Genomic DNA, 10204 nt, shown 5'->3' with positions numbered 1-10204 from the left:
CGAACGCACCGGTCTCGTCGATCAAACGGTGCGTTTGCCCCCACTCGACCGCGCACCGCGCCGCCAACCCGTGGCCGCGACAGTGGCGACCACGAGGGCCGATCCCAGCGCCCACCAGGGCGCGGACCGACGGCGGCGGGCATCGCCGTCCGCGGCCGTGTCGGCACCCGCGGCCGCCGACGGCACCTGGGCCACCGGCGTCACGCCCCGAGCGATCAGGTGCGTGACCGAACAGATCGAATCCTGGAACGGCGAGGCGTCATTGCTGGGGTGGAACTCGTAGCGGGCACCCGGCTCGTACGTCCGGTCGACGGACGAGGCGGCATTGTCGTCCGTCGTCATGGTGCCCCGCACCTCGACCGTGGCGCCCGCGTCAGTGCGCACCGTGGCGATGCGGTCGAGGGATCGCGTCGCGATCACCACGCCGGTGAACCGGTGCGGTGAGGGTGCGGGCGACGCGGCGCAACTGGCATCGGCCGGGGCGATGGGCACCAGGATCGCCATGAGCAGCGTCACCAGCCCGCCGAGCAGCCAACCACCACGCCGAGCCAGATCGATCATCAACCCCACAGTAGCCCTCGGCACCTCGCGGCAGCGGCGGCCGCCCGGCCTCGTCGTCCCGCACGTGCTCGGTGTCAGGGCTTCTTCAGGACGTCGTCCGAGTTCACCTCGAGGGTCTTGCCCTTCTTGGTCGTGACCTTCACCCACCCCTTGACGAAGAAGGACTCCTTCTTGACCTCGACGACCAGCCCCTCCTCGCCGAATGAGGCGCCTTCCAGGTCCTTCTTGAAATGGACCATGTCGCCTGGCTTCAGTTCTTTCCCCATGACTCCCCCTGACCCGTGCCCCCCGAGCGTCGTGATCTCCACTGTGAGGTCCACGAGGGCGCAGGTCCAGAGATCAACGGGCCGAGCAACCTGTTCGTCCTGCCCCGTTTGTCTCGCCCGGGGTCGGGTACTCACCGGGCTCGGCACCCAGGAAACCGCGAGCCGAGGAGGAGTCGTGCCCAAGTCCACCGAGGGCGGCCAGCCGAAGCAGGAGGAACTGCCCAGCACGCTGCAGCGCTCGGATGCGAAGGCCCAGCGCACGTTTGCCAAGACCCACGATTCAGCGGCCGAACAGTACGGCGACGGTCGCCGCGCCCACCAGACCGCCTTCGCGGCGCTGAAGCACGGCTACGAGAAGGTCGGGGATCACTGGGAACCCAAGGAACACCCCGGCCCCTCGGACTCCCGCGCCGCGGAGGGCAGAGGCAGTTCGGCGCCACCCGCGGGCGGCGTCGATGCGAACGCGTCGAAGAAGCACCTCGTGGACCTGGCCCGCCGGCTCCACATCCGACGTCGCTCCCGGATGACCAAGGCCGAACTGGTCGAGGCGCTCCAGAAGGCGAACGATCGCGAGACCCGTTCAACCTGAAGATCACCGTGTGGAATCCCGATTCGGGACAAATAGCCGAGAAACTGGAGTCCAAACGGTGATCATGTGTGCCCGGACAGGTGCCGACGGGCGCCACACGAGATCACGTCAGAAGATGCCGCGCCGCACCCCGGCGTCCGCGAACAGGGTCGACCCGTTCAAGACGGACGCCGCGGGGTCGAGCAGCAGGGCGATCACCTGGGCCACGTCGTCCGGCGAGGGGAGCCGGCCACTAGGGTACTCGGCGGCCATCTCGGCCCGAACCTGTTCCAGTGGAACGCCTCTGCCACTCGCCTTGGCCGCCGCGAGAGCCTCGACCCGGGGGCTCTCGAACGGTCCCGGCGCCACCAGGTGCACGCTCGCGCCGCGGCGTCCGAGCGGTCCGGTGAGCTGGCGCACCAGGTTCGCCAGCGCGGCGTTGGCCACCCCCGCCAGCGGGGCGTGTTCGGTCGGCTCGATGCCGAGGTGTCCGCCCACGGCGACCAGTCGGCTACCGGTGACGAGCCGGTCCTCGACGGCGTGCAGCAGGCGCAACAGCCCGCCGGCCTTGAGGTCGACCGCCCGGGCGAGCATCGTCGGCTCGACGGCCAGGACCCCGGGAGCCGAGGGCAGACCGACCGCGTGCACGGCGATGGCCAGGTCACCCGCGGGCAAGGCATCACGGATGGCGGCCACGGCGTCGTCCGACCCGAGGTCTGCCGCCAGGCAGGCACTCTCGCCCGCACCCACCGCATCACCCGATCGACTCACCGCCAGCACGGCGAGTCCGGCAGCAGCGAACCGGGCCACCAGCGCCGACCCGAGCGTGCCGGTCGCCCCCGTGACCACGGCCAGCGCGGGTCGATGCGGGGGGAATGGGTCAGTGGACGCGTCGGGCTGGTCGGGCATGGGGCCGAGGGTAGCCAGTTGGCGTTCGACACCGTCGACCGGGCATCTACGCTGCCCAGGACTCTCCGGCCGACACCGCCCGTCAGCCATGGCCGGCCGAGACCCGTGAGCCAACCAGCGTGAGGAGCCGGACATGCCCGTGGTGACCTTCCATCTCGTCGCCGGACGCCACGACCCGGACGCGGTAGCCGAATTGCTGCGTCGCGCGTGCGCGCTGTTCGCCGAGGTGCTGGAGAGTCCGATCGATCGAGTCCGGGCGTTCGCCACCCTGCACGAGCCCGAGCTGGCCTGCGTCGGCGGCCGCATGGTCGCGGACGGCGCGCCCGAGGCACCGTTCTTCCAGTTCGCCCTGCTGGCGGGCCGACCGCTCGATCACCGCCACCGGCTGCTGGCCGGCTTCACCGACCTCCTGGTCGAGGTCCTGGGCACCGATCGAGCCCTCGTGCGCGGTGGCATCTGGCTGGTCGACCCCGAGGACTGGGCCATCGGGGGCGTCTCCGCCGCCGTCCTGCGTCGCGCCGAGGTCGAGGCCCGCCGCGGCTCATGATCGTGACGAGTTCACCCGCGGATCACGGACGCCGGTCGTCACGATCAGGTGGTGCGCGCGAGGCCGAGCACGGCTGAGCCGGTACAGACCTCCACCACCGGCCCGTCCACGATGACCGTCGTGGTCGAGCCGCCGGCAGGCAGCGTGAACACCGATACCTCGCCGTCCGCCGCAGCCGCAGCCAGAACCGCCGGATGCGGCTCGAGCCGCAACTCGCCATCGGTGATCGCGAGCCGGTAGGGCACGCTCAGCACGCCGGACCACCCCGCCGCCTCGTCGGCGACCTCTCGGATCCAGAACATCAGGCACGGTCGGCCCTCGGCATCGGTGAACGCCGTGGGCGCGTAGTGGCCCGAACCCTGGGTGAGCTCGTGCCAGGTCTCGACAGCGAACCGCCCGCCGACCCGATCACCCACCGCCGCGATCACCTGCAGGGTCCGGTCGTCCCCCCAGGTCGAGACGATCAGCACGTCCCGGCCGTCGACCTCGATCAGGTTCGGGCACTCCCATGCGGACAGCCGAAACCCCTCGGTGCGCTCCCCCTCCAGCAGGGCGCCGTCGAAGCGCCAGCTCGCCAGATCGTCCGAGACATAGGTCAGGACGGCGGGTCGTCCGTCCTCGTACCCGGCGCCGACCAGCATCCGCCAGGCCTCGCCGTCCCGGAGCACGAACGGGTCGCGAAAGACGTGCACGCCCTCGGGTGGCTGGGCGATGACCACCTCTCCCTTGTGCCACGTATGCCACCGCTCGTCCTGGGCGTGAGCGACGCGAATCGCGGCGTGCTGCAGGTTCGGCGGGTTGACCGAGCTGTAGAACATCGTCGCCGGGGCGCTCGCCGTGGCCGTCACGACGCTGCCCGACCAACACCCGTGGTCACCGTCGCCGGGCGACAACGCGGTCGGGTGCGCGGTCCAGGTGACCAGATCCGTGCTGGTGCAGTGTCCCCAACTGCACCACGGCTGCCACCCGAGCGAGTCCGGAACCGCTTGGTAGAACAGGTGATAGCGCCCGTCGCGACACGTGATGCCGAGCGGGTCGTTGAGCCAGCCCGTGGGGGCGGTCACGTGCACCGCCGGGCGGCCGCCACGGTGGCGGGTCGTCATGCCGGCCAGCCTGCCACGCCGGCCGCGCCGGCCGTGCGGCACGGAGACGGGGTCACGACTCGGCCCCGGCCTCGACTGCGGCGGCCACCAGCAGCCGCACCTGCACGCTCACCTCCTCCTGGCCGGGGATCACCAGGTGAGCAGCCCGGCGCAGCACGGGGTCCCGCCGATCGAACATGTCGGCCAACAATGCCTCGGGATGCTCGTCGAGCAGCGGGCGGCGAGGGTCGCGCCGCACCCGATCGGCCAGTGTCGCCGCGTCGCACCGCAGGTAGACGAGCAGGCCACTCGCCCGCAATACCGCGAGGTCGTCTGGCCGGTCCGCCGAACTCGCGGCGATCCCGGCCACAACGACCTCGGCCCGCCCGGCCAGGTGCCGGACATAGCGCGACTCCCACGCGTGCAGCACCTCGCGGGACCGGTCGGCGAGGTCGACGGTCGACCACCCGGCCAGTTCGGCGACGGTGGCGTCGTTGTCCACGAACGGGACGGCGAAGTGCACGGCGGCCGCCGCCCCCACCGTCGACTTGCCGCTGCCCATCAGCCCGCACAGCCAGATGCTCTTCGTGAGTACCTCCCGGCGACTGCTACCCGACACCGCGGATCTCCTGCTCTCGCGATCTCGACGACTGTCAGAGCATGCCACCTGATCGAGATCCATCAGCCGGATCGCTCGCCTCGAGCCCACGGAACGGCGACCATGGATGGTCAGGTCACCGAGCACGTCGCTCGCCGAGGAGGCACCATGCGGATCGCGGTGATGGCCACCTGCCTGGGGGATGCGATGTTCCCCCGAGCGGTCCAGGCGACAGTGATCCTGCTGGAACGACTCGGCCACGAGGTCGTCTTCCCGCCGGACCAGACCTGTTGCGGGCAGATGCACATCAACACCGGCTACCAGCGCGAGGTGGTGCCCGTCGTCCGGCATCACGTCGAGGTGTTCGAACGCTCGCTGCAGCCGCGCGGCCGCGGTGGTGACGGGGTGGACGCCGTCGTCGCGCCGTCCGGTTCGTGCGTCGGTTCGGTCCGCCATCAGCACGCGATGATCGCCCGCACCGCCGGGGACGAGTCGCTGGCCGGGCGAGCCGAGGACGTCGCCGCACACACCTACGAATTGAGCGAGCTGCTGATCGACGTGCTCGGCATCGAGGACGTCGGCGCACACTTTCCGCACCGGGTCACCTACCACCCGACCTGTCACTCGCTGCGCATGCTGCGGGTGGCCGACAAGCCGCTGCGCCTGCTGCGCGCCGTCCGGGGTATCGATCTGGTGGAACTGCCTGCCGCCGAACAGTGTTGCGGCTTCGGTGGCACCTTCGCGGTGAAGAACGGCGAGACCTCGACCGCGATGCTGGCGGACAAGATGCGCCACGTCACCTCGACCGGCGCCGACGTGCTGACCGCCGGCGACTCCTCGTGCCTGATGCACATCGGCGGCGGACTGTCGCGGCTGAGGGTCGGCACCCGCACGGTGCACCTGGCCGAGATCCTGGCCGGCGAGGGATGGGAGGCGGCACTGTGACCCACCACTACGCCGGGGCGCACGGCTTCTTGCGCAGCGAGCAGACCTTCCCCCAGGGGGCGCACGACGGGCTGCGTAACGCCCAGCTGCGCCGCAATCTCGGCCACGCCACCGCCACGATCCGCGCCAAGCGCGCCGCGGTCGTCGATGAGGTGCCCGACTGGGAGGCGTTGCGCAGCGCCGGCTCGGCGATCAAGACCGAGGTGATGGCGCGGCTGCCCGCGTTGTTGGTCCAGCTCGAAGAACAGGTCACCGCCCGCGGCGGGGTGGTGCACTGGGCGCGGGACGCCGAGGAGGCCAACCGCATCGTGCTCGGCCTGATCCGCGAGAAGAGCGCGCAGGAGGTGGCAGCCGGGCGCGCCCCGGTCGATCAGGTGGTCAAGGTGAAATCCATGGCCACGCAAGAGATCGCGCTCAACGAGGCGCTCGCCGAGGCGGGCATCGCCGCGCTCGAGACCGACCTGGCCGAACTCATCGTGCAACTCGCCGACGACAAGCCGTCGCACATCCTGGTGCCCGCGATCCACCGCAACCGGGCCGAGATCCGGCAGATCTTCCTCGATCACATGCCGGACGTCGACCCCGACCTCACCGACGAACCTCGGGTGCTGGCCATGGCCGCCCGAGCCCACCTGCGGCGCACCTTCCTCGCTGCCCGGGTGGCGATCAGCGGGGCCAACTTCGCCGTCGCCGAGACCGGCACGCTGGCGGTGGTCGAGTCCGAGGGCAACGGCCGGATGTGCCTGACGTTGCCCGAGACCCTGATCACGGTGATGGGCATCGAGAAGCTGGTGCCCACCTGGCGCGACCTCGAGGTGTTCCTGCAGCTCTTGCCGCGCTCGTCGACCGGCGAGCGGATGAACCCCTACACCTCGATGTGGACCGGCGTCACCGAGGGCGATGGCCCGCAGTCCGTACACCTGGTGCTGCTCGACAACGGCCGCACCGAGGCGTTGGCCGACGAGGTGGGACGCGCTGCGCTGCACTGTATTCGCTGCTCGGCGTGTCTCAACGTGTGCCCGGTCTACGAGCGGGCGGGCGGGCACGCCTATGGCTCGGTGTACCCCGGCCCGATCGGCGCCGTGCTCACCCCTCAGCTGGCGGGCATGCACGGCTCGGGTCATGCCGACTCGCTGCCGTATGCCTCCAGCCTGTGCGGCGCGTGCTACGACGCCTGTCCGGTGAAGATCGACATCCCGTCGATCCTGGTGCACCTGCGGGCGCGTCACGTCGAGACGGCGCGGGCGGCGCACCGGCTGCCCACCGCCGAGCAGGCGGCGATGGCCGCCGCGGCCTGGGTGATGTCGGACGGCCGGAGGTTCGCCGCCTCAGAGAAGGGTCTGGGTGCCGGTCGTCTGCTCGGGCGGCTCCAGGGCGACGCCTCGCGGATCCGCGCCCTGCCACCACCGTTCAACGCCTGGTCGGCGGCGCGGGACACCCCCGCTCCCCCACCGGAGACGTTCCGCCAGTGGTGGTCTCGCACCCGAGGGAGCCGGCGATGACCGCGCGCGACGAGATCCTCGACCGCATCCGGACGGCCATCGGCTCGACGCCGTCGGTCGCGCCCACCGCGAGCGAGATACCTCGCGACTACCGCCAGGCCGGCGACCACCAACCCGGGGACGCCGAGCTGCTGGAGCTGCTGACCGACCGGCTCGTCGACTACAAGGCCACCGTGCAGCGCTGCGCCGCCACCGAGGTGACCAACACGATCGTCGCGATGCTCGACGCCCGATCGGTGGGCCGGCTCGTCGTCCCGGCGAACGCCGTCGTCGACCTGACCGGCTGGGCCGGTGAGGCAGTGATCGACCGGCCCGAGATGCCCCTCGACGTGGCCACGCTCGATGCCGCGGACGGCGTGCTGACCGGTTGCGCGGTCGCCATCGCCGAAACCGGCACCATCGTGCTCGACGCCTCCCCCGATCAGGGCCGACGCGCGATCACCCTGGTGCCCGACTACCACCTGGTCGTGGTGCGGGCCGATCAGGTCGTGCAGACCGTGCCGGAGGCCCTCACCCGGCTCGACCCGCGTCGTCCGCTCACGTGGATCAGTGGACCGTCGGCGACCAGCGACATCGAGCTCAGCCGCGTCGAAGGGGTGCACGGCCCGCGCACCCTCGATGTCGTCCTGGTGAGGGAGGGTGTGGGATAGGGGCATGACGCCGTCCGAGATGCTCGTGGCCCGGCTGTACGGCCGACAGGATCTGCGCCTGGTCACCGAGCCGGTGCCGGACCCGGCACCCGGTGAGTGCCTGGTGCGGGTCACGGCCGTCGGCATCTGCGGATCAGACCTGCACTGGTACGCCGACGGCGGCATCGGCGATGCCCGGATCGCTCGGCCGCTGGTGATCGGACACGAGGCGGCGGGCGTCGTCGTCAGTGGGCCGCGCGCGGGGCAGCGGGTGGCCATCGATCCTGCGGTGCCGTGCGAGCGCTGCACACCCTGTCTGGCAGGCCACCGAAACCTGTGCCCGACAGTCGGTTTCCTCGGTCACGGCGCGACGGACGGCGCGTTGCGGCAGTACCTCGCCTGGCCCGAGCACCTGCTGCACCCGATGAGTGAGGCCTTGTCCGACGCGGACATCGCGATGCTCGAGCCGCTCGGGGTGGCCATCCATGCCCACGACCTGGGCCATCCGCACGTCGGTACCTCGGTGGCCATCGTGGGCTGCGGCCCGATCGGGTTGTGCCTGTTGCAGGTGGCCCGCGCCGCCGGGGCGTCCCGGATCTATGCCGTCGACCCCTTGGCCCACCGGGCCGGGGCCGCGCTGGCCCTCGGCGCCGACGTCACCCTGCCCGTCGAGCCGGCCGACTTCGCCGCGGCGATCGGCGAGCTCACCGGCGGTGAGGGCGTCGACGTGGTCTACGAGGCCAGCGGTTCGGACGCCGCGATCGCCCTGGCGCTGGAGGCCGCCGCCCCGGGAGCGCGTGTGGTTCTCGCCGGCATCCCGGACGACGACCGGACGACGTTCAGCGCCTCGACCGCCCGGCGCAAGGGGCTGAGCCTGCTGCTGGTGCGACGGATGAAGGAGGTCTATCCCCGAGCCGCCGCCCTGGTCGAGCGGGGGGCGGTGGACGTGCGCAGCCTGGTCACCCACCAGTTCGACCTGGACGAGGTGAAGGCGGCCCTGACGACGGCCCACACACGCGCCGGACTCAAGGTGATCGTCGCGCCGTCCGGCTCGCCCTCGTGAGCACCGCTGAGCCGGTGGTGCTGGCGGTGGACTGTTCCACGACCGCCGCCAAGGTCGTGGCCCTCGACCTCGACGGTTCGGAGCAGGCCTCGGCCTCACGGCCCCTGGCGCTGAGCCGGCCCCGCCCGGGGTTCCACGAACAAGATGCCGTGCAGTGGTGGCGCGCCACCCTGGCCGCACTCGCCGAGACGATCGCCGCACTGCCGGATCCCGCTGCCGTACAGGGGATCTGCCTGACCCACCAACGAGAGTCGTTCGTCTGCATCGACGAGCGGGGCGCACCGCTGCGTCCGGCGGTGCTGTGGCTGGACTCGAGGGCCGGGGCCGAGATCGCCGAACTGGGAACCGATCGGGTGCACCAGGTCTCGGGCAAGCCGCCCGACACCACCCCAGCGATCTACAAGCTGGCCTGGCTGTCGCGCCACGAACCGCAGACCCTGGCGCAGGCCGCGCGGGTGGCCGACGTCCATGCCGTGCTCGCCCACCGACTGACCGGACGCTGGGCGAGCAGTGTCGCCTCGGCCGACTCACTCGGCCTGCTCGATCTGGCGGCCGGGATCTGGGCGCCGGAGCTGCTGCACCTCGCCGGGGTGCGAGCCGACCAACTACCCGACCTGGTGCCCCCCGGTGCGGTGATCGCCTCGCTCACGGCCGACGTCACGCGAGAGGTGGGATTGCCCGCGCCGGTACCCCTGATCGCCGGTCTCGGTGACGGTCAGGCCGCCGGACTCGGGGCCGGGGCCGTCGAGCCGGGGATGGCTTACCTGAACCTGGGCACGTCCATGGTGCTCGGCACCCCCTCGCCCACCTACCTGACGAGTCGGGCGTTTCGCACCCTGGCCGGCGCGCCCCAGGGCAGCTTCGTCTTCGAGACGGTGCTCAACGCGGCGGCCTACCTCGCCGACTGGTTCCGCCGCGAACTCGGCGATCCGGCGCTCGGCGGGGCCGTCGACCCGGCATTGGACCAGGCCGCGGACGACGTGCCGCCGGGCGCCGAGGGCCTGCTCGCGGTCCCGTACTGGAACGCCGCGCAGACCCCGTACTGGGACGCCGACGCCCGGGGGGCGCTCGTCGGGCTGCACGGTGCTCATACCCGGGCACACGTGTACCGGGCGCTGCTCGAGGGCGTCGCGTTCGAGTTGCGCCTGCACCTGGAGGGCCTGGAAGCGGCCACCGGGCAACGGATCTCGGCGATCCGGGCGATGGGTGGCGGCAGCCGCAGCCGGTTGTGGACCCAGATCGTCGCCGACGTCACCGATCGCCCGATCCAGGTGTGTCTCGACGAACAACTGTCGGCCCGCGGCGCCGCGGTCCTGGCCTGGCGGACGCTGGCATCGCCGTCCGAGGCAGTCCGGTGTCACGCCGACCTGGGCGAGACCTTCACGCCTCGAACCGAGTTCGCCGCCCACTACGCCCGCCTGGCCCCGATCCACCGCCAGATCTACCCCGGCCTGCGCGCCCTGTTCGCCGACCTCGCGGCCACCCCAACCCCGACGGTCAGCCACCCCACCCCCCGGTGATCATGTAATCCGTG

At 71.5% G+C, this 10204-nt stretch carries 12 protein-coding genes; 7 read left to right on the top strand and 5 right to left on the bottom strand.

Annotation, left to right across the window (positions count from 1 at the left end; all coding sequences use genetic code 11):
* Window positions 1-21 precede the first annotated feature (21 nt).
* Window positions 22-561: a hypothetical protein gene (locus IPK24_05910; protein ID MBK8075100.1), complete on the bottom strand. Its 540-nt coding sequence runs from the start codon at window positions 559-561 to the stop codon at window positions 22-24.
* A gap of 74 nt (window positions 562-635) precedes the next feature.
* A complete protein-coding gene (locus IPK24_05905) occupies window positions 636-827 on the bottom strand; it encodes a hypothetical protein (protein ID MBK8075099.1) in 192 nt (63 codons plus the stop codon).
* Between the two features lie 175 nt (window positions 828-1002).
* On the opposite strand from IPK24_05905, the gene IPK24_05900 reads away from it, so the two are divergent.
* A complete protein-coding gene (locus tag IPK24_05900) occupies window positions 1003-1416 on the top strand; it encodes a ChaB family protein (protein ID MBK8075098.1) in 414 nt (137 codons plus the stop codon).
* A 108-nt stretch (window positions 1417-1524) separates the two neighbouring features.
* Here the strand turns inward: IPK24_05900 and IPK24_05895 are convergent, their stop codons facing one another.
* Complete coding sequence (locus tag IPK24_05895) at window positions 1525-2304, bottom strand: SDR family oxidoreductase (protein ID MBK8075097.1); 780 nt, start codon at window positions 2302-2304, stop codon at window positions 1525-1527.
* A gap of 133 nt (window positions 2305-2437) precedes the next feature.
* On the opposite strand from IPK24_05895, the gene IPK24_05890 reads away from it, so the two are divergent.
* The gene (locus IPK24_05890) at window positions 2438-2851 is read left to right on the top strand and encodes a tautomerase family protein (protein ID MBK8075096.1); all 414 of its coding nucleotides are present in this window, start codon (window positions 2438-2440) and stop codon (window positions 2849-2851) included.
* Window positions 2852-2895: 44 nt separating this feature from the next.
* On the opposite strand, the gene IPK24_05885 is transcribed toward IPK24_05890, so the two are convergent.
* Complete coding sequence (locus IPK24_05885; GenBank protein ID MBK8075095.1) at window positions 2896-3954, bottom strand: glycoside hydrolase family 32 protein; 1059 nt, start codon at window positions 3952-3954, stop codon at window positions 2896-2898.
* Between the two features lie 52 nt (window positions 3955-4006).
* On the bottom strand, window positions 4007-4552 hold the full coding sequence (locus IPK24_05880; GenBank protein MBK8075094.1) for an AAA family ATPase: 546 nt from the start codon (window positions 4550-4552) through the stop codon (window positions 4007-4009).
* 147 nt (window positions 4553-4699) lie between these two features.
* Here IPK24_05880 and IPK24_05875 point away from each other — a divergent pair, with 147 nt between their 5' ends.
* Genes IPK24_05875 through IPK24_05855 form a run of 5 tightly spaced genes read left to right on the top strand, consistent with a single transcriptional unit; the run spans window position 4700 to window position 10190 of the window.
* The gene (locus IPK24_05875; GenBank protein MBK8075093.1) at window positions 4700-5476 is read left to right on the top strand and encodes a (Fe-S)-binding protein; all 777 of its coding nucleotides are present in this window, start codon (window positions 4700-4702) and stop codon (window positions 5474-5476) included.
* Window positions 5458-6978, top strand: a complete 1521-nt coding sequence (locus IPK24_05870) for a lactate utilization protein (GenBank protein ID MBK8075092.1) — start codon at window positions 5458-5460, stop codon at window positions 6976-6978. Before IPK24_05875 ends, IPK24_05870 begins: the two co-directional genes overlap by 19 nt.
* Window positions 6975-7628, top strand: coding sequence for a lactate utilization protein C (locus tag IPK24_05865; GenBank protein MBK8075091.1), 654 nt, complete (start codon window positions 6975-6977; stop codon window positions 7626-7628). Before IPK24_05870 ends, IPK24_05865 begins: the two co-directional genes overlap by 4 nt.
* A gap of 19 nt (window positions 7629-7647) precedes the next feature.
* Entirely contained in the window at window positions 7648-8670 is a 1023-nt protein-coding gene (locus tag IPK24_05860) for an alcohol dehydrogenase catalytic domain-containing protein (protein ID MBK8075090.1), read from the top strand.
* On the top strand, window positions 8667-10190 hold the full coding sequence (locus IPK24_05855) for a xylulose kinase (GenBank protein MBK8075089.1): 1524 nt from the start codon (window positions 8667-8669) through the stop codon (window positions 10188-10190). The genes IPK24_05860 and IPK24_05855 overlap by 4 nt, the downstream gene beginning before the upstream one ends.
* Window positions 10191-10204 lie beyond the last annotated feature (14 nt).

The sequence above is a fragment of the Kineosporiaceae bacterium genome, from assembly GCA_016713225.1.
GTDB lineage: Bacteria > Actinomycetota > Actinomycetes > Actinomycetales > Kineosporiaceae > JADJPO01.
This window is presented reverse-complemented; position numbering and strand designations above follow the sequence as displayed.